The organism is Halobellus sp. Atlit-38R, assembly GCF_003665925.1.
GTDB classification, from domain to species: Archaea; Halobacteriota; Halobacteria; order Halobacteriales; family Haloferacaceae; genus Haloquadratum; species Haloquadratum inordinatus.
Genome location: NZ_QXIJ01000004.1, coordinates 124088 through 140923 on the forward strand (window position 1 = coordinate 124088; position 16836 = coordinate 140923).

The 16836-nt window shown below is 66.5% G+C and carries 21 protein-coding genes and 2 tRNA genes; 2 read left to right on the top strand and 21 right to left on the bottom strand.

Going from position 1 to position 16836, the window contains the following annotated elements:
* Positions 1 to 7 precede the first annotated feature (7 nt).
* The 19 genes from D3D02_RS07240 to D3D02_RS07330 form a co-directional block, all read right to left on the bottom strand.
* Positions 8 to 400, bottom strand: a complete 393-nt coding sequence (locus tag D3D02_RS07240) for a tautomerase (protein ID WP_121569526.1) — start codon at positions 398 to 400, stop codon at positions 8 to 10.
* 134 nt (positions 401 to 534) lie between these two features.
* Positions 535 to 3231 carry an AAA domain-containing protein gene (locus tag D3D02_RS07245; protein WP_121569527.1) on the bottom strand — a complete coding sequence of 899 codons (2697 nt, stop codon included), beginning with the start codon at positions 3229 to 3231 and terminating at the stop codon, positions 535 to 537.
* A 133-nt stretch (positions 3232 to 3364) separates the two neighbouring features.
* A complete protein-coding gene (locus D3D02_RS07250) occupies positions 3365 to 3586 on the bottom strand; it encodes a hypothetical protein (protein ID WP_394337717.1) in 222 nt (73 codons plus the stop codon).
* A gap of 98 nt (positions 3587 to 3684) precedes the next feature.
* The gene (locus D3D02_RS07255) at positions 3685 to 4242 is read right to left on the bottom strand and encodes a hypothetical protein (protein ID WP_121569317.1); all 558 of its coding nucleotides are present in this window, start codon (positions 4240 to 4242) and stop codon (positions 3685 to 3687) included.
* Between the two features lie 62 nt (positions 4243 to 4304).
* Positions 4305 to 5297 (bottom strand): zinc-dependent metalloprotease, encoded by a 993-nt coding sequence (locus D3D02_RS07260; RefSeq protein ID WP_121569318.1) that lies wholly within the window; start codon positions 5295 to 5297, stop codon positions 4305 to 4307.
* 70 nt (positions 5298 to 5367) lie between these two features.
* Positions 5368 to 6522: a rhodanese-like domain-containing protein gene (locus D3D02_RS07265; RefSeq protein ID WP_121569319.1), complete on the bottom strand. Its 1155-nt coding sequence runs from the start codon at positions 6520 to 6522 to the stop codon at positions 5368 to 5370.
* Positions 6523 to 6642: 120 nt separating this feature from the next.
* Entirely contained in the window at positions 6643 to 7458 is an 816-nt protein-coding gene (gene rpsB / locus D3D02_RS07270) for a 30S ribosomal protein S2 (RefSeq protein ID WP_121569320.1), read from the bottom strand.
* Positions 7455 to 8660 (bottom strand): phosphopyruvate hydratase, encoded by a 1206-nt coding sequence (gene eno, locus D3D02_RS07275; RefSeq protein ID WP_121569321.1) that lies wholly within the window; start codon positions 8658 to 8660, stop codon positions 7455 to 7457. Before eno ends, rpsB begins: the two co-directional genes overlap by 4 nt.
* A gap of 1 nt (position 8661) precedes the next feature.
* Complete coding sequence (locus tag D3D02_RS07280; RefSeq protein ID WP_121559356.1) at positions 8662 to 8844, bottom strand: DNA-directed RNA polymerase subunit K; 183 nt, start codon at positions 8842 to 8844, stop codon at positions 8662 to 8664.
* A complete protein-coding gene (locus D3D02_RS07285; protein WP_121569322.1) occupies positions 8841 to 9035 on the bottom strand; it encodes a DNA-directed RNA polymerase subunit N in 195 nt (64 codons plus the stop codon). The genes D3D02_RS07280 and D3D02_RS07285 overlap by 4 nt, the downstream gene beginning before the upstream one ends.
* A gap of 12 nt (positions 9036 to 9047) precedes the next feature.
* Complete coding sequence (locus D3D02_RS07290) at positions 9048 to 9446, bottom strand: 30S ribosomal protein S9 (RefSeq protein WP_121569323.1); 399 nt, start codon at positions 9444 to 9446, stop codon at positions 9048 to 9050.
* Positions 9440 to 9877 carry a 50S ribosomal protein L13 gene (locus D3D02_RS07295; RefSeq protein WP_121569324.1) on the bottom strand — a complete coding sequence of 146 codons (438 nt, stop codon included), beginning with the start codon at positions 9875 to 9877 and terminating at the stop codon, positions 9440 to 9442. Before D3D02_RS07295 ends, D3D02_RS07290 begins: the two co-directional genes overlap by 7 nt.
* Entirely contained in the window at positions 9874 to 10224 is a 351-nt protein-coding gene (locus tag D3D02_RS07300) for a 50S ribosomal protein L18e (protein ID WP_121569325.1), read from the bottom strand. Before D3D02_RS07300 ends, D3D02_RS07295 begins: the two co-directional genes overlap by 4 nt.
* A 32-nt stretch (positions 10225 to 10256) precedes the next feature.
* Positions 10257 to 10341: transfer RNA gene (locus tag D3D02_RS07305), tRNA-Leu, on the bottom strand.
* 164 nt (positions 10342 to 10505) lie between these two features.
* The gene (locus D3D02_RS07310) at positions 10506 to 11288 is read right to left on the bottom strand and encodes a DNA-directed RNA polymerase subunit D (RefSeq protein WP_121569326.1); all 783 of its coding nucleotides are present in this window, start codon (positions 11286 to 11288) and stop codon (positions 10506 to 10508) included.
* A 10-nt stretch (positions 11289 to 11298) separates the two neighbouring features.
* Positions 11299 to 11694, bottom strand: coding sequence for a 30S ribosomal protein S11 (locus D3D02_RS07315; RefSeq protein ID WP_121559362.1), 396 nt, complete (start codon positions 11692 to 11694; stop codon positions 11299 to 11301).
* A 3-nt stretch (positions 11695 to 11697) separates the two neighbouring features.
* A complete protein-coding gene (locus D3D02_RS07320; protein WP_121569327.1) occupies positions 11698 to 12225 on the bottom strand; it encodes a 30S ribosomal protein S4 in 528 nt (175 codons plus the stop codon).
* 3 nt (positions 12226 to 12228) lie between these two features.
* The gene (locus tag D3D02_RS07325) at positions 12229 to 12756 is read right to left on the bottom strand and encodes a 30S ribosomal protein S13 (protein WP_121569328.1); all 528 of its coding nucleotides are present in this window, start codon (positions 12754 to 12756) and stop codon (positions 12229 to 12231) included.
* A gap of 23 nt (positions 12757 to 12779) precedes the next feature.
* A tRNA-Ser gene (locus D3D02_RS07330) sits at positions 12780 to 12864 on the bottom strand.
* Between the two features lie 365 nt (positions 12865 to 13229).
* Here D3D02_RS07330 and D3D02_RS07335 point away from each other — a divergent pair.
* Entirely contained in the window at positions 13230 to 13592 is a 363-nt protein-coding gene (locus D3D02_RS07335; protein ID WP_121569329.1) for a co-chaperone YbbN, read from the top strand.
* A 161-nt stretch (positions 13593 to 13753) separates the two neighbouring features.
* Here the strand turns inward: D3D02_RS07335 and D3D02_RS07340 are convergent, their stop codons facing one another.
* Together D3D02_RS07340 and moaA are read right to left on the bottom strand one after the other, a co-directional pair.
* On the bottom strand, positions 13754 to 14482 hold the full coding sequence (locus D3D02_RS07340; protein WP_121569330.1) for a type 1 glutamine amidotransferase: 729 nt from the start codon (positions 14480 to 14482) through the stop codon (positions 13754 to 13756).
* A 149-nt stretch (positions 14483 to 14631) separates the two neighbouring features.
* Entirely contained in the window at positions 14632 to 15603 is a 972-nt protein-coding gene (gene moaA, locus D3D02_RS07345) for a GTP 3',8-cyclase MoaA (protein ID WP_121569331.1), read from the bottom strand.
* Between the two features lie 149 nt (positions 15604 to 15752).
* Between moaA and D3D02_RS07350 the strand changes: the two genes are divergently transcribed.
* The gene (locus D3D02_RS07350; protein WP_121569332.1) at positions 15753 to 16799 is read left to right on the top strand and encodes an Mrp/NBP35 family ATP-binding protein; all 1047 of its coding nucleotides are present in this window, start codon (positions 15753 to 15755) and stop codon (positions 16797 to 16799) included.
* Positions 16800 to 16836: the final 37 nt, after the last annotated feature.

The following is a 16836-nucleotide window of genomic DNA, read 5'->3' on the forward strand; positions in this document are numbered from 1 at the left end:
CCGCGTCCTACGCCTGATTCGAATTTTCGTCGGCCGACCACTCGCCGCCGACGCGGTCGACGCCCATCAGATCCTCGCCTTCGTGCTCGGTGAAGGATACCTTCAGATTCTCCTCGGGGACCGACCACGTGTCCGCGATCAGATCCATCACCGCGAGCGCGAACGAGCGACGGCGCTCGAAGGAGCGGCCCTCGCGGATGTCAGCACTCAGGAAACAACACGGCCCCTCGACCGCGCGGCCGAGCGAGAGGTTCGCATCGGGGTGTTCGCGGATCACCACGGCGACGTGACCCGTCGTGGTCGCCATCTCGTCGGCGTAGAGCCCCGTCACCGCGTCGGTGAACGCTTCTTCCTCCGCGTCGGTCGCGGACACCGTCGTATCGAACTGTAGCAGTGGCACGCCCACGCCTACGCGAGGAGTCGGATTATACCATTGGAGAATGCGACGACCTCGTGGACTGGCGACCCCAGCGCACGGAAGCACGCAGTGCAGCAACGTGAGTCGCGAACGTCTGGCTCTGCTCCCCGTCGCGCTCAGCGCCGGGCCCACTCTAAAAGCCGCTCGTAGAACGCGTTCGAGGAGAGGGCCTCGGCGTCGCCGACGAGCGCGAGCGCCTTCTTCGCCCGCGTGAGCGCGACGTTGGTGCGGCGGAAGTCCTCGAAGATCGGCCCGTCGAGCGCGCCGGTGGCGACGAACGACACCACGATCACTTCCTTCGAGGAGCCCTGAAAGCGGTCGACCGTGTCGACAGTCACGTCCGTGCGGCGGGCGATCTCGGCGACCTGCGCGCGGAACGGGGCGATGACGCCGATGTCGTCGGGATCGACGCCGGCGGCGACGTACGCGTCGACGATCTCGGCCACCCGATCCGCCTCGACGGGGTTCGTGTTGCCGACGCGCTCGCCGTCGGGATCGACGAAAGCGACGGGATCGCGAAGTGCCGGCGGCAGCGATGCCTCGTCGACGCCGAGATCCGAGAGGCGCTGGGCCGCGACGGCACCGTTCGCCGGGCGGAGCGCGCCGTCGTAGAACTCCGTCGAGGAGAACGCCTGGATGCGCTGGGACATCCGATACTGGCGATCGAGCAAGACCGAGGCGTCTGGATGGGATTCGATCAGCCGCTCGAACAGCGACGTCTGGAGGTCGTTTTCGGCCTGGACGACCGGCGGGAGCTGCTCGTGGTCGCCGACGAGGACGAACCGGTCGGCCAGCGAGACCGCCGCGAGCGTTCCGGGCTCGGTCAACTGCGAGGCCTCGTCGACGAGCGCGACGTCGAAGGACTGCTCGCGCATCACGCGCGAACCGCAGGTGGCCGTCGTGGCGGCGACGACCGGCGCCTCACGGAGCGCCGCGGCGCGTTCGTTGGGCTCTCCGCCGCGTTCGAGCCGCACGTCCATCATATCCTCGCGGACGCCGTTCTCGGTCCCGACGCGGACGACGTCCGCGACGCCTTGGTCGCGCACCGCTTCGAGCGCGTTGTCGACCGCGCGGTTCGTGAACGCAGACAGCAACACCCTGTCGCCGCGGTCGACCAGCGCGCGGACGATCTGGGCGATCGTGTAGGTCTTGCCCGTCCCCGGCGGACCGTGGACGAGCGCGAAGTCTTCAGCGTTGACCGCCAGCCGCACCGCGCGGTTCTGTGCGTCGTTGTTGTCGACGTACGTCTCGGCCGCTCGGTCGGCGAACGCCGGATCGCGACGGCCGAACACGGCGTCTTTTCGGTCGGGATTGCCCTTCAGAATGAAATCGTGGAGCGCGGTGAGCATCCGATCGACGCCGATCTCGGAGGGATAGACGTCGAGTCGACGGACGTCGAGCGGTTCGTCTGCGGTGATCACGACCTCCTCGCCCAACTCGCGGATCCGACAGAGCTCGGCGTGTCCGTCGACGGGGTCGCCGTCGCTCGCGAGCGCGACGTCGCCGGCGCGGAGTTTCGAGACGGCGTCGCCGGGCTTTCTCGCGCGGAGTTCCCACCGGCCGTCGTCGAGTTCCGTTCGCCCCGCGGGTTCGAGGTCGATCAGCGCTCGGTCGTCGTCGGCTCGCTCGTCGGCGGACTGCTCCCAGAGCTTCCGGTATTCGGCGTGGACCTCCCGGCGCTCGGCCTCGATGGCCTCGTAGAACCGATCGAAGTACTCCCGTTCCTCCGTGGGGACCGCGGTGCCGACCTGGCCGGCCTTCGACTCCTGGTCGAGGCGTCCCGAGACGACCATACAGGTGTCGCGCTCGAAGCAGTACTCGCACTTCGCGTCGGCCTCGTAGCCGGTCGGGATGTCGGCGTCGTACTCCATCGCGGCGATCTCGTTTCGCGTCCGGACGACGAACTGCAGGAGGCCGGTGCCGATCGAGAAGTCCTTGGCCGGCGAGAGGTCACCCGTCTCCTCGTTGCGCTCTAAGGCGGTGTTTTTGGTGTAGAGCAGTGTCCCCGTATCGGCGGGCACGCCGCGCTCGGAGAGGACGAGCGCGTAGGCGGCCGCCTGAATCTTGTCGTGGAAGCGCGGCTCTCGCTTCGTGTTCTTGCCGGTCTTGAGTTCGACGGGCATCCCGCGGCGGAGCGCGTCGGCGCGGCCCTTGATCCCGAACGTCGGCGAGATGAGGGTGTACTCGGAGCGCCACTTGTCCTCCTCGGTGAGCGTGCCCTGGGCGAGCCATCCCTCGATCGCGGCCGCGTTGCGACGCACCTCGTCGCGGACCTCCTCGGCGTCGTGGCCGAGCAGTCCCAGTTCCAGGCCGGCTTCGTGGACTCGGTCCTCGATCGCCGTGTCGAGGTCGCGGTCCCGAAGCAGATCGCCGAACACCTCGTGGACGATCGTCCCCTTGACCACCGGGTAGTTGAGCGGGATTCCCGAGAGCTTGTTCAGGTAGTACATCCGCGGACACTGCACCCACGAGCGAACGTCGGTCACGTCGACGAGAAAGCCCGGTTCGAGGACGACGTAGGACTCGCCGGTCGTCGAGTAGGTCGTCTCGCCCTGATACTCCGACTCCTCTACCCCCGTCGCGAGAAGTTCCATCCCGGCCTCGGCGTGCTCGACGGTCTGCGTCCACTTGCCCCAGAGGGTGAGTTGGACTGTCGCCGCGTCGGCGTCCACGTCGGTCTCGTCCAGCACCGGCGCAGCGCCGAGCGCGGCGCCGTCGGGACGGACTGTCACCTCCGCGAGCGAGCGCGTTCCGTAGGTCGTATCTACCTCGCGTTCGTCGCCAACGTCGACGATGCGGCCGCGCAGCTTCACGTAGCCTACCTGCGGGTCGGGCGGTAAGACGCTATCGGTCGGTCGGATTCCATCGTCGGTCGGATTCCATCGTCGGTCGGATTCCATCGTCGCCCGGGTCTCACTGTCCCCCGCTCTCGCTGTCGACCGGACCTCACCGCCGACCGCGGTCCGGCGCCGGGAGGAACTCCGCCCACCAGCGGATCAGGAACCACAGGAGGACGGCTCCGAGTACGAGACCGGCAACGAAGCCTGCGGCGACGAGTGTGAGCGACCCGCCGGCCTGGATGGCGATGAGTGCCCCCGAGAACGCGACGAGCGCGATAAAGCCGATCTTGAGTCGCTGGCTCGCGAGGTCGCGCTCCTCGTCTGTCATACTTGGCCCGACCACTCAGGACCCCTCCATCCGAGTCCCCATCGGCTGGCATCTACCGGAAGATGCACAGACTGCACGTGGGTCCGCAGGACGACGGCTCACTGGAACCCGCGGCCGACGCCGTCCTCCTCGACGAGGTCGTCGAGATCGTTCGAGAGCAACTCGTCGGCGTCGGCGAACTCGTCTGTGAGGTCGTCGAGGCGATCCGGTCGGCCGTCGAACTCGTAGTCCATCGGGCCGAACGCCGGGCTGTCGAGCGCGTCCATCATATCCGTGAAGAAATCCTCCGGCGTGGTCGGCGCCTCCGCGTGGACTTTGACCGTCTCTTCGAGGTGCTTCGCCATCGACTTGGCGTGGTCTTCGTCCTCGGGCGGCGACTGGACGGCGAAACGACCGCCCTCGTCCCGGTCTCGATTCGGAAGGAGGGGTTCGAGGTCGTCGTCGATCCGTCGGGCGACGTGGCTCCCGACGCCCCGGAGTTCGGTCGGGTTCTTCGTGTACGTCTTCAACGCGTACACGCCGGCGTCCGGGTGGCCGAGAAAGAGATCCTCTCCGAGTCCGCCGCGTCGGTCGCCGGCGACGGCCCGCCACCCGTCGGGGTCGACGTCGGCGTCGGTCACGTCCGCGAGGATGTCCTGCCAGTCTCTGACGCGCATACGCGACCGTACAGCCCCCGACAGAAAGAGTATGACGGTTGCTCCCGGGGTGTCTCGCCGTGCTACGGGTCGACGCGGGCGAGCCACTCGGCCGGATTGTCGAGCTCTGCGTTAGTCGGGAGGTTCTGCGGACGCTCCCAGACGGCCGCGGCGGCCGCGACGCTCCGACGGTCGGCGATCGTCTCGAAGAAGCGCGCGCCGCGCTCGTACTGTCGGCGCTTCAGGCCGAGACCGAGTAGCCGGCGGGCCAGGCGTGCCAGCGGACCGCCACCGCGACGCCGCGCGTCGAGTTTCGCGCGCAAGTCCTCGTATTCGGCGTCGAACGCGCGGTCCATCAGCATCTCCGCGTAGCCCTCGACGGCGGTCATCGCGACGTTGAGGTCGTGAAACGCTTCGCTGTCGAGACCGCCGCTGGCGAGCGTCTCTAAGCCGTCTTCCATCCGAGATTCGAGGTACTCCGACAGCCACGGGGCGGCACCGAACTCCGCGGCGTGAGCGACTTCGTGGAAGGCGATCCAGCGGCGGAAGCGGGGGTAGTCGACGTCGAGCTCCGCGGCGGCCGCGACGATGTTCGGGTGGACGAAGTAGAGGCCGTGGTCGCCGTTTCCAGCGTCGCCACGCCCGTGTCCGTCGCGGTCGGCCAAGAGGAGCGGATCGTACTGTCCGAGGACGTGGGAGGCGAGGAACGCGAGCACGAACGACATCGACCCGGTGTTTATCACGCGCGTCGCGTTCGGGAAGGCGACGCGAACGTCCGATTCGAGAGGGTGCATCACTCGGCTGAACGTCGAGACGTTCGCGTCGATCCAGTGGTGGCGGTTCTGGACTTCGATCGAGTCGGGCACGTCGAAGGAGAGGCCACCGACCGCTCGCAGTCGCTCGCGGGCGTCGCGGACGTCGGCCGCGTAGCCTTCGCGGTCTGCGGGTGTCAAGTCGAGATCACCCGCGTCGGCGGCCCCCTTCGCAGCCGTCGCGACCGCCGTCCAGTCGATCGTTCGATCGCTACCGCCGCCGGACGCGCCCGCGATCGCCCGAACGCTCCGATAGAGGTCCATACACACTCGTGGGGGCCAGCCCGCAAAACCCTTGTTCACGGACGGGCAGGTCTCCGGGTCGTGGGAGCCACTACACGGCGCAGTTGTTGGGGCCGAGTTCGACCCCGGTCGCTTCGTCTTCGTCGAGGTCACGCCGCCCGCGATTCACGTCGATGACGGTCTCGTAGTTCGGCGGCTTCTCGGTCGTTCGATCGGTGACGCGATCGACGAACGCCGACTTCTCGAGCCGGAAGAGTTCCAGCCCCTCGCGGAGTTCGCCGAGTGTCGCCGCGACGAGTTCGCCCGGTTGGCCGGCGCCGAAGCGCCCCTCGGCGTCGACGGAGACGTGGCCGGGGAGGACGACGACGTCGTCCGAGAGTGGTGCGTACGTCTCGTGTAACGTCTCGTAGAGGAGTTCCGCGCCGTGCGCCGCGCCGCCCTCGCCGAACTCAAGTTCCGTCCGCCCCACGGATTCGACGAACAGCGCGTCAGCCGAGAGGAGATACTGCTCGTCGACGACGAGGTTCATCTGTTCGGTGGTGTGGCCCGGTGCGGCGATGACATTCGCGCCGACGTCGCCGACGGCGAGCGTGTCGCCGTCCGCGATCGGCTCGTACTCGTAGGCCACGTCGCGCTCGGTCGCCGCCGCGCTCAGGTAATAGGGGACCGAGAGCCGCTCGGCGAGCGCGCGCCCCCCGGAGATGTGATCCGCGTGGACGTGCGTGTCCACGACGCCCGTGATCGTCAGCCCCGCGTCGGCCGCGACGAGTTCGAACTCGTGATCCTGGCGGGTGGCGTCGACGACGATCGCCTCACCCGCGTCGTGGTCGCCGACGACGTAGCCGAGACAGCCCTTCGCACGCCGTTGCACCTGCGCGAGGAACAGGCCGCTGTCCGTGTCGACGTCGACGACGTCGTAGAGTTTGCTCCAGTCCTCCATTCCACCTTTGACGACGGCGACGTCGTCGTGACCGCGGTTCGACAGTTCGAACCCGAACGACGTCGAGGTGAGCCCCCTCGCGCAGATCACAGCGACTGGGCCGCTGCCGGCGATCGCGTCGACGTCGTCCCAGTCGAGACCGTCGCCGAGCCCATCGATCGGATGATACGGGACGTTCACTGCGTCCGGGACGTGCCACGCCTCGAAACTCTCGGGTTGGCGCGTGTCGACGATGGTGAGATCGTCACCGGCGTCGATCGCCGCCGCGAGGTCTTCGACGGTGAGCTGGTGAAGTAGCGTCGGCATACGTGTGTGTGTATGCGTGTCACACGAATAACTATTGCCACGGTGCGAGCCCGACGGCGCGGTCGCTATCTGTCGTCAGCCGTGCACCGAGAAAAGGCGATCGAGCGTCGGAAAGCCGCGTTAGATCTCGGCCTCGAAGTCTTCGAGGGCGTAGACGGTGTCGCTTCCGCGGCGGTCGAGCGTCTCGTTGGCGAGCAGCCAGTAGACGACCGACAGCGCGCGTCGACCCTTGTTGTTCGTCGGCACGACGAGGTCGACGTTGCTCGTCTGGTTGTTCGAGTCACACATTGCGATGACCGGGATGCCGACCGTGATGGCCTCCTTGACGGCCTGGGCGTCGCCGATCGGGTCGGTGACGACGAGGACGTCGGGTTCGATGTAGCCGTCGTAGTCGGGGTTCGTCAGCGTCCCCGGGATGAATCGGCCGGTCCGGGCGCGCGCGCCGACCGCGTCGGCGAACTTCGTCGCCGGGAAGCGGCCGTACTGGCGCGAACTCGTGACCAGGATCTGCTCGGGGTCGTAGTTCGCGAGGAAGTCTGCGGCCGTCCGGATCCGCGAGTCGGTCCGGCTGACGTCTAAGACGTACAGCCCGTCGTCGCGGACGCGGTGGATGAACCGCTCCATATCCTCGGTCTTCTGTTGGGTCCCGATGTGGACTCCCGCGGAGAGGTAGTCCTCGACGGGGATGAGGAGGTCGGCCTCCTCGTCGGGCATCACGTCCTCGTCGAACGTGGGTGCCGCGTCCTCTTCTTCGGGTGCTTCGGCCTCGGCAGCCTCGTCGGCCGCGCTCTCGTCGGCGACCTCGTCTTCGGCAGCCTCGGCGACCGTTTCGGCCGTCTCGGCGTCGGCCTCGGTCGTCTCGACGTCGTCTGCGGCTTCGTCCGCGTCCGTCTCGTCGTCGACGACTTCGACCGCGTCGTTGTCGTTCTCTGTCATACTGCGTCGTCCGCGATGCGGATGAGTTCGTTGAGTTTGGCAGTTCGCTCGCCCTGCACCGTGCCGGTCTTGATGAAGCCGGCGTCGGTGGCGACGGCGAGGTGTGCGATCGTCGTGTCCTCGGTCTCGCCCGAGCGGTGGGAGACGACCGTCTCGTACCCGTTCTCGGTCGCCAGTTCGATCGCGTCGAAGGCGTCCGACAGCGATCCGATCTGGTTCGGTTTGATGAGGATCGAGTTGGCGGCGTCGGCGTCGATACCCGCCTGCAGGCGCTCGACGTTCGTCACGAAGAGGTCGTCGCCGCAGATGAGCGTCTGGTCGCCGACGCGTTCGGTGAGGTCCGCGAAGCCCTCGTAGTCGTCCTCGTCGAGGGGGTCCTCGACGTAGACGAGGTCGTACTCCTCGACCATCTCGGCGACGTAGTCGACCTGTTCGGCGGTCGATTTGACGTCGTCACCGTAGACGTAGCCGTCCTCGTCGGCGTCGTAGAGTTCAGCGGCGGCCATATCCAGGCCGAACTTGATCTCGAAGCCGAGTTCGTCAGCCGTCTCGGAGACGGCCTGATCGACGACCTCGAACGCCTCGGCGTCCGAGATCGGCGGTGCCCACGCGCCCTCGTCGCCCTTCGCCGCGGGAACCCCGCGGTCGTCGAGGATCTCGGAGATGCGCGCGTGCACGGCGGCGTTCGCGAAGACGGCCTCGGAGATGCTCGGCGCGCCGACCGGCGCGGCGAGGAACTCCTGGATGTGCGTCGCTTCCTTGGCGTGCTCGCCGCCGCCGACGACGTTGCCGAGCGGCGTCGGGAACGACGCGCCGCGGAACGTCCCACCCAGATGCTGGTACAGCGGAGCACCGAGCACGTCGGCGCCAGCCTTCGCGGCCGCCATCGAGATGGCGACGGCGCTGTTGGCACCGATCTGCGAGAAGTTCTCCGTGCCGTCTGCGGCGTGGAGTGCGGCGTCGACGTCGCGCTGGTTGCCGGCGTGGACCGCCCCGACGAGACGCGGGATCGCGTGTTCCCGCGCCGCCGCGATGGCCTCTGCAGGCTCCAGTTCGATCGCCTCGTACTCGCCCGTGCTCGCCCCGCTGGGGGCCGCTGCACGGCCGAACCCGCCGGATTCGGTCAGCACGTCAGCCTCGACCGTCGGGTTGCCGCGGGAGTCGAGAACGCGCCGGAGCGCAATACTCGTGATGAGCGTCATTTCAGTTGCCCTCGCGGTTTACCGTGAACGGCAGCACGCCGGCGTCGTACTCTTCGGCCGCGACCAGGATCGGTTCCGACTGGTCGGTGTCGACGAGTACCGGGGCGCCGTAGGACACCTGCAGCGCTCGCGCGCCGAGGATGCGGGCCTTCTCGTATCGGTTGTACTGGGTGCGTCCGCTCATTGGTAGGGTGCGACGACGTCGACGAGGTCTTTGTGCGAGACCATCATCCGCCGACAGCAGTGTCGTTCGACCCCGAGGTCGTCGAGGACCGTCGCCGGATCCTCGTCGCCCTCGCGGGCACGCTCCTTGAACTCGTCCCAGTGTTCGCCGACGACGTTGCCGCAGGTGAAACACCGGACGGGTATCATCATAGTTGGATCACCTCAGCGGTAGGACTTCTGATAGCGCGCTCGTGCACCCGGTCCGCCCCACTTCTTGGGCTCGGACTGGCGCACGTCGTTGACGAGGAGCGAGCGGTCGAAGTCCATGTACGCGTCGCGAAGCTCCGCGTCGTTGAGATGCTGCACTAGCCCGCGGGCGATGGCCGTCCGCGCGGCGTCAGCCTGCCCGGCGAAGCCGCCGCCGGAGACGCTGACGTCGATGTCGACCTGCGATCGGAGATCCTCGCCGGCGATGCGGAACGGCTCCAGCATCTTCAGGCGGGCCATCTCCGGCTCGACGAGCTCGACCGGCTGGGAGTCGATTCGGACGCGACCCTCGCCGTCGCGCACGGTTGCGCGGGCGATGGCCGTCTTCTTCTTGCCAGAGGTATTCGTTACCATGTGACTTTCGCACCCAGATTCTCGGAAATCTCTCCGAGCGAGAGGAACTTGATGTTCGAGAGTCGATCCAGCGTGGTGCCGTCGATCGCCTCGCCGTCCTCGTCGAACGGGTTGCCCACGTAGACGCGGACGTTCGAGAGCGCTTCTCGGCCTCGCTGTTCTTTGTACGGGAGCATTCCGCGAACCGAGCGCTTGAACATACCGTCGGGGCGCGTCGGGTAGTGCGGGCCGCGGTCGGAACCGACGTTGGCGCGCTTGCGGTAGGTGCTCATCACGTCGTCCTCGGACCCCGTGATGACGGCGTCCTCGGCGTTGACGATGGCGACCGACTCGCCGGCGAGGGCCTTCTGGGCGACCTCGCTGGCGACACGGCCGACGATGCAGTTTCGCGCGTCGACGACGACGTCGGCGTCGAATTCGGCGAGGCTCATCGAATCACCCGTACGTTGCTGCCGTCGGGGTTCTCTTCGATGATGCGTTCGAGCGCCACCGTGTCCCCGACCTGTTCGATCTTCTTTCGAGCGGACGACGAGAAGTCGACCGCCGCAACTGTAACGTTCTTCTGCAGCGCACCACTCCCCAGCACTTTGCCGGGGACGACGACGGTCTCGTCTTCTCGCGCGTATCGTTCGATACGCCCGAGGTTGACCTCCGCGTGGGTGCGCCGCGGCTTCTCCAGACGGTCCGCGACGTCCTGCCAGACATTGGCACCGGACTCGCGAGAGACCGCCTTCAGCTCGGCGATGAGACTGTTGAGTCTCGGATTCGTCTTACTCATTGTCTACCTCCTGAGAGTGAGAGAAAACGGAGTGCAGGGAGCAGGATTTGAACCTGCGGACCCCTATGGGACAGCGCCCTGAACGCTGCGCCGTTGGCCAGACTTGGCTATCCCTGCTCGCACTCCGTTCTACTGCATGCCCCTTCAAACTCCTTTCGATCTGGCGACGCCGTCCGCGACCGCGTGCGACCGCGCCGTTCGCGGCGCTCAGGGTGCGCGTCGCCGGATTCGGCGACGCGGCGGGCGAGCGTCGGGTGATGAGTGAAGGGACAGACATCGTACTATATCGCTACCTTCTCTTCGAGTTCGGCTGCGCGGTCGCCGAGCGATTCGGCGGCCCGCAGGACCAGTTCCTCGACCGTGAACGACCCGTCCGTCTCCACGTGGAAGACGAACGCCTCGGGCACGTCGTGGACCTCGACCTCCTTCCCCGGATACCGGTTCGTGAGGTCGTTGTCGAACGTGTCGGTGGCGACGAGATCGCCGTCTTCGGCGCTCTCGTCTTCGGCGTGTTCCGCGGCCGCCTCCTCGATCACGCCCCGCAGGATGTTGGGCTCCTGCGACTCGAACTCGCCGGCGTCGCCGACGGCCTCCACGCGCTGGAGGTGTCGGTAGCCGACGGAGACGCCGCCCTGGTGTTTGGCGTGCGCCTTCCCGCTGTCGAGAACCGCGTCGGCCTCGAATTCGAGGTGTTGGTCCTCTTTCAGCTCGACGATGGGGACGTTCTGGTCGGCCGGCTGCACGAGGTCGTCGGCCGACACGAGGTCGCCCGAGTACGCCGTCGCCGGCCCCTGAACGTCCAGCGAGAGGGTGACGACGTCACCCTCTTCGAAGTCGTCGAGGGGCGTCGTCAGCGGCACGAGCCCCAGTCGGAGGCCGATCATCTCGTCGAACATCACCGACGAGTTCTCGACGAACCGGACGGTGTCGATGCTGAACGTCGGCACGTCGGCGACCATCGCTCGGCGGATGCCGTTAGCGACGGCTGGCGACACGCCGCGGACGAGGAACCGGGCCTTCCGGTCGCCGCGTTCGATGAACTCGACCTCGAAATCGTTCGTCATCTGTTAATCCTTAGAGACGGCTGTTTTTCGGCGCTCGAGTCCCGTCGTGCGGGATCGGTGTGACGTCCTCGATGCGGCCGATTTCGAGACCAGCACGGGCCAGCGCGCGGATCGTCGCCTGCGCGCCGGGGCCGGGGCTCTTGTTGCCGTTCCCGCCCGGGCCACGGACGCGAACGTGCAGGCCCTCGATGCCGGCTGCTTTGATCTCTTCTGCGACGGACTCCGCCATCTGCATCGCGGCGTACGGCGACGCCTCGTCGCGGTTCTGCTTCACCACGGCACCGCCGGACGACTTCACGATCGTCTCGGCGCCGGTCAGATCCGTCACCGTGATGAGCGTGTTGTTGAACGACGCGTGGACGTGGGCGATACCCCACTTGTCTCGGGTTGTCTCGGATTCGCTCATGGATTACTCCTGCCCCTCTGCGCGCTCGGGGTGTAGCTCGTCCGCGAGCGGACTCGTCTCGTCGAACTCGATGCCGTCCTCTTCCGCGACCTCGACCTTCTTCGAGGGACGGGAGACGCGGGCGTCGCCGACGACGACGTGGCCGTGGACGATGAACTGACGCGCCTGCTTGGGCGTGCTCGCGAGGCCCTTGCGGTACGCGACAGTCTGGAGTCGGCGTTCGAGAATGTCGGTGACGTCGAGTCCGAGGACGCGACTGATGTCGTCGTCCTCCGAGAGGATGCCGTAGCGGCGGAGCCGAGTGAGGAACTCCACGCCGGCCGCCTCGGCTTCCTCCAGGTCGCCCTGGGCCTCGCCGATGAGACGTCGTGCCTCTCGTCGGTAGTTACGGAGCTCCGATTGGGCTCGCCAGAGCTCCTCTTTGTTCTTCAGGCCGTAGCGTCCGAGAAGATCGCCCTCCTGAGCGATGCGCTCGCCCTGGTAGGGATGATTCGGCGTCTCGTAACGCTTGGTGTTGTTTCCGGTCGCCATCGTTTACTCTTCCTCGCCGCCTTCGGCGGCCTCCTCGGCCGCCTCCTCTTTGATCGCCTCGACGTTGACGCCGATCGTCCCCTCGGTACGTCCCGTGGACTTCGTCCGCTGTCCGCGGACCTTCTGTCCGCGCTGGTGTCGGACGCCCTTGTAGGAGTCGATCATCTTCATCCGGTTGATGTCGTGGCGGCGCTTTTCTTCGAGGTCCGAGCCGGTGACGTGGGTGGTCTCCCCGCTGAAGAAGTCGCTTCGGCGGTTGGCCATCCACTCGGGGATGTGCTCGTCGAAGTTCTCGACGGCGTCGACGACTGCGTCGATCTCGTCGTCCTCGAGCAGACCGAACGTCGCGTGTCGGTCTACGTCTGCGGCCTCGGCAACGATGCGCGCCGTGCGCTTGCCGATACCTTTCATGTCGGTGAGACTCCGCTCTACCGTCTTCGTCCCGTCGAGATCGGTTTGTCCGATCCGGACGAAGTATCGGAGGTCTTCCTCCTCCTCGGGAGCGTCGTCCTGTGGTTCTTCTGCACTCATGACTTTTTGGAAAGTCTGGTGAGCGTTGCGGCGGGGATTCGAACCCCGGAGGCATTACGCCACAGAGTTAGCAACCCTGCGCCTTGGGCCAGGCTTGGCTACCGCAACACACTCGGTCTGGTACTGTCGCCCTCTCGGACTCGGGAGCGGACCTCCCTACAGCGTATCGCAGTCGGAACAAGTCGTGGTCACTACTTAAACATCACGATAGGGCACTGGAGTGAGACCGCTCCACACGGCCTCGTCGGCGTCGAAAAGTGGCCGACAGCGACCACCCGGCGGCCACGAACCGCAGCCCGCTTCGAGCGGCGCGTCGGGACTGATGCCACCGGCGACGGACCCACGCAGCGAGGCCGCTCTCAAGTGCGGCTCCCGCTCCGTCACGTCGGTGTGGTACGAGATTCCGTACCGGGTGTGCGCGGGATCGGTCAGGCTGCCGGCAATATATATCCGTGGACGACCATTTCACACCTGTGAGCACCGACGCCCCCGCAGCCGATTCGACACCTGGACGACCCGTACGCCTCGACAGCGAAGCCGACCTCGACGCCCTCGTCGCCGAGCACGAGCGTGTGCTCGTCGAGTTCTACACCGAGGGCTGTGCGCTGTGTGCGAGCATCGAGCCCGTGATCGGCAACGTTGCCCGCGCGCACGACGACCTCGCCGTCGGCGTGGTGAATCCGCGTGACGATCCAGGGCTCATCGAGCGCTTCCAGATCCAGAGCGCGCCGACGCTCGTCCTCTTCGAGGACGGCGAAATCGTCGGGAGGCTGGCCAGCGGCTTCCAGGGCGGCGACGCTATCGACGCGTTCCTCGAAGATCCAGACTCGGTGTAATCGGCCGCTGAGCGACTCTCCCGCCGCTCGATTGCTGACGCTATCTGTTCTCTGACCCGTTCGTCGCTGACGCTGTCTGCTCTTTGACCCGTCGTATCTCCAACTGACGGTCGCCGCTTCCGATTCGGAGAGAAACGCGGCATCCCGAGTCGGTCGACGACCTAATCGTCGACGGCAGGGACTTGCTGTCCCGTCACCCGTTCGACCACGGCCAGGAAGTTGTCGAAGAGCTGTGTCACGACTTCCGTCTCGGCGTGTCGCTCGGTGGTGATATCCGCGAGGACCGCCTCGACCGTCGCGTCGGGGACGTCGCCGCGCTTGTCTTCTGCGACCTCACGCGCCGTTTCGAGGTCGTACTCGGGGTGGAACTGAACGCCGAACGTCGGTCCCAGCGAGAACGCCTGACAGGACTGCTCGTTGCCGGCGAGTTCGATCGCGCCGGGGGGGAGCTGCAGCACCTCGTCGGAGTGCGACTCGAAGGCGAGAAACTCGCCGGGCAGTCCCGTGAAAAGCGGCGAGTCGTCGTAGCGCTCGATGCGGCGATAGCCGAGTTCGTACTCGTCCATCTCGGCGACGCACCCGCCGAGCGCGTCGGCGAGCAACTGGTGGCCCCAACAGACGCCGAGCATCGGGACGCCGAGTTCGTGCAGGTCACGGACGAGCTCGACGAGGGTGTCCATCCACGATTCGCGGTCGTAGACGGCCGTCTGCGACCCGGACACGACGACGGCGTCGTAGGGCCACGAGCCGTCGGCACCGGGCCACTCGGGGAACTCGCTCTCGCTCACTTTGAAGACCGTCACGTCTGCGTCGAGCGCGCGCCGGAAGTTCCGCTCGGCCGCAGTGTCGCCCACGGATGCGTCGAAGAGGGCGATCTCGGGCGTGGTCATATCTCCCGATACGTGGCGGCGAGGCATTAATATTGTTTAGAATGTTCACCGACGCGCACAACCGCCGCGAAAGCCGGGCCGGTCGGCGTACGTCGGCACTGAGCAGTCACTACTGCGGGGCCGATTCTTCTGCAGGTATGTCCGACAAGTCAGGAGTGTGAGATCGGCGCGTCGATGTACTCGTCGTTGACGACCCACTCGCCGTCCTCTCTGATCATATACTCGCCGTAGTAGGGGACGCGGTTGGCGACGGTCTCGCGGAAGGTCTCGCGGATCTCCTCGCGTGTCATCTCGCCCATCGAGCGCAGATCGTCGTTGCGGTTCAGACAGCCCTTCAGATACCCTTCGTGCGTGACGCGTACGCGGTGACAGTTCGCACAGAAGTTCGGGTTCTCGACGGGATCGACGATCTCGACCATCCCCTCCCCGACGTAGTACCGCCGGCGGTTGTGCATCTCGCGGGTCTCGACCCGATCGGCCGTCTCTGCGAGCCAATTGTGGACGCGCTGGATGTCGATGTTCCACTCGGGGTGGCCGGTCAACTCCGGCATATACTCGATGAGTTGGAGTTGGAGTCCGGGGTTCTCCGCGACGTGGTCGACCATCCCCTCGACGTAGCCGGCCGTGTGTTCGAAGACGACCATGTTCAGTTTCACCGGATCGAGTCCGGCTTCGAGCGCGGCTTCGACGCCTTCGATGACCTTCTCGTACGCGCCGGACTGCGTGATTTCGGCGAACGCCTCGGGGTCGAGCGCGTCCTGTGAGACGTTGACGCGTTCGAGGCCGGCCTCCCGGAGGTCCTCGGCACGACCCGGGAGGAAGGTACCGTTCGTCGTCAACGAGACTTCCATCGAGTCGGGCGTGCGTTCGATGATCTCTTCGAGGTCTCCTCTGAGCATCGGCTCTCCGCCGGTGAACTTTACCTTCCGGACGCCGAACTCCGAGACGACTTCCAGAAAACGCACGACGTCGTCGGCGCTCATCTCGTCGTCCTGTGGGTCCATTGGGCCACGGGTGTCGCCGAGCCCCTCGTTGTGACAGTAGACGCAATCGAAGTTGCATCGGTCGGTCAGGGAGACGCGAACGCCGGACACCTCGCGCCCGAAGTCGTCTTCGAGCATCGTCAGTGTCTTCGTGGGGATGCTGATAAATTCGCCGCCGCTCTGGACCGCTACGTAATCATTTATATTTACATATTGGGTCGATATTACCCAGATCCGTTACCGTCCTGGGCAAAACCCTTATCGGCCGTTCCCACCGACTGCGCTGTATGAACGTCGAAGCCGTCCGCGAACGCCTCCGCGCGGTCTCGGATCCAGACCTCGGCGACGACATCGTCTCGCTCGGTCTCGTCAACGCCGTCGACGTCGACGACGACGCCAACTCCGTTCGTATCTCGCTCGCGCTCGGCGCGCCCTTCTCGCCGACCGAGACGCAGATCGCGAACGACGTCCGGGACGCACTTTCGGACACCGGGTACGACGTCGACCTCACAGCGAGCGTCCCCTCGGAAGTCGATCCCGACGAGGACGTCCTTCCCGACGTGACGAACGTGATCGCGGTCGCCTCGGGGAAGGGCGGCGTCGGGAAGTCGACCGTCGCGGTCAATCTCGCCGCCGGGCTCTCGAAACTCGGTGCCCGCGTCGGCCTGTTCGACGCCGACGTCTACGGCCCGAACGTGCCCCGGATGGTCGCCGCCGACGAGGCCCCGCAGGCCGCCGACGACCAGACGATCGTCCCGCCAGAGAAGTACGGGATGAAACTGATGTCGATGGCCTTCCTCGTCGGCGAGGACGACCCGGTCATCTGGCGCGGCCCGATGGTGCACCAGCTTCTCACCCAACTCGTCGAGGACGTCCAGTGGGGCGAACTCGACTATCTGGTGCTCGATCTCCCGCCGGGCACCGGCGACACGCAACTGACCGTCCTCCAGACGCTCCCGCTCACGGGCGCGGTGATCGTCACGACGCCACAGGACGTCGCGGTCGACGACGCACGCAAGGGACTGGAGATGTTCGGCAAACACGACACGAACGTCCTGGGGATCGTCGAGAATATGTCGTCGTTCCGGTGTCCGGACTGCGGATCGAGTCACGACATCTTCGGCGCGGGCGGCGGCGAGGCCTTCGCCGCCGAGAACGATCTGCCCTTCCTGGGTGCGCTCCCCCTGGATCCGTCGGTCCGAACCGGCGGCGATGGCGGCGACCCGGTCGTCTTAGAAGACGGGGAGACGGCCGACGCCTTCCGCCTGATGACCGAGAACGTGGCGGATATGGTCGGCGTGGTTCGCCGGCGCGACGCCGCGACGCGGCAGTAAGCCCGCGCCGGAGCGCTCACTCGCGGCGCCGCCGCTT

Coding starts and splice junctions, on each gene's coding strand:
- D3D02_RS07250 (WP_394337717.1), bottom strand. CDS start 3,586: ATGACAGACGAGGAGCGCGACCTCGCGAGCCAGCGACTCAAGATCGGC.
- D3D02_RS07255 (WP_121569317.1), bottom strand. CDS start 4,242: ATGCGCGTCAGAGACTGGCAGGACATCCTCGCGGACGTGACCGACGCC.
- D3D02_RS07260 (WP_121569318.1), bottom strand. CDS start 5,297: ATGGACCTCTATCGGAGCGTTCGGGCGATCGCGGGCGCGTCCGGCGGC.
- D3D02_RS07265 (WP_121569319.1), bottom strand. CDS start 6,522: ATGCCGACGCTACTTCACCAGCTCACCGTCGAAGACCTCGCGGCGGCG.
- rpsB (WP_121569320.1), bottom strand. CDS start 7,458: ATGACAGAGAACGACAACGACGCGGTCGAAGTCGTCGACGACGAGACG.
- eno (WP_121569321.1), bottom strand. CDS start 8,660: ATGACGCTCATCACGAGTATTGCGCTCCGGCGCGTTCTCGACTCCCGC.
- D3D02_RS07280 (WP_121559356.1), bottom strand. CDS start 8,844: ATGAGCGGACGCACCCAGTACAACCGATACGAGAAGGCCCGCATCCTC.
- D3D02_RS07285 (WP_121569322.1), bottom strand. CDS start 9,035: ATGATGATACCCGTCCGGTGTTTCACCTGCGGCAACGTCGTCGGCGAA.
- D3D02_RS07290 (WP_121569323.1), bottom strand. CDS start 9,446: ATGGTAACGAATACCTCTGGCAAGAAGAAGACGGCCATCGCCCGCGCA.
- D3D02_RS07295 (WP_121569324.1), bottom strand. CDS start 9,877: ATGAGCCTCGCCGAATTCGACGCCGACGTCGTCGTCGACGCGCGAAAC.
- D3D02_RS07300 (WP_121569325.1), bottom strand. CDS start 10,224: ATGAGTAAGACGAATCCGAGACTCAACAGTCTCATCGCCGAGCTGAAG.
- D3D02_RS07310 (WP_121569326.1), bottom strand. CDS start 11,288: ATGACGAACGATTTCGAGGTCGAGTTCATCGAACGCGGCGACCGGAAG.
- D3D02_RS07315 (WP_121559362.1), bottom strand. CDS start 11,694: ATGAGCGAATCCGAGACAACCCGAGACAAGTGGGGTATCGCCCACGTC.
- D3D02_RS07320 (WP_121569327.1), bottom strand. CDS start 12,225: ATGGCGACCGGAAACAACACCAAGCGTTACGAGACGCCGAATCATCCC.
- D3D02_RS07325 (WP_121569328.1), bottom strand. CDS start 12,756: ATGAGTGCAGAAGAACCACAGGACGACGCTCCCGAGGAGGAGGAAGAC.
- D3D02_RS07340 (WP_121569330.1), bottom strand. CDS start 14,482: ATGACCACGCCCGAGATCGCCCTCTTCGACGCATCCGTGGGCGACACT.
- moaA (WP_121569331.1), bottom strand. CDS start 15,603: ATGCTCGAAGACGACTTCGGGCGCGAGGTGTCCGGCGTTCGCGTCTCC.
- D3D02_RS07350 (WP_121569332.1), top strand. CDS start 15,753: ATGAACGTCGAAGCCGTCCGCGAACGCCTCCGCGCGGTCTCGGATCCA.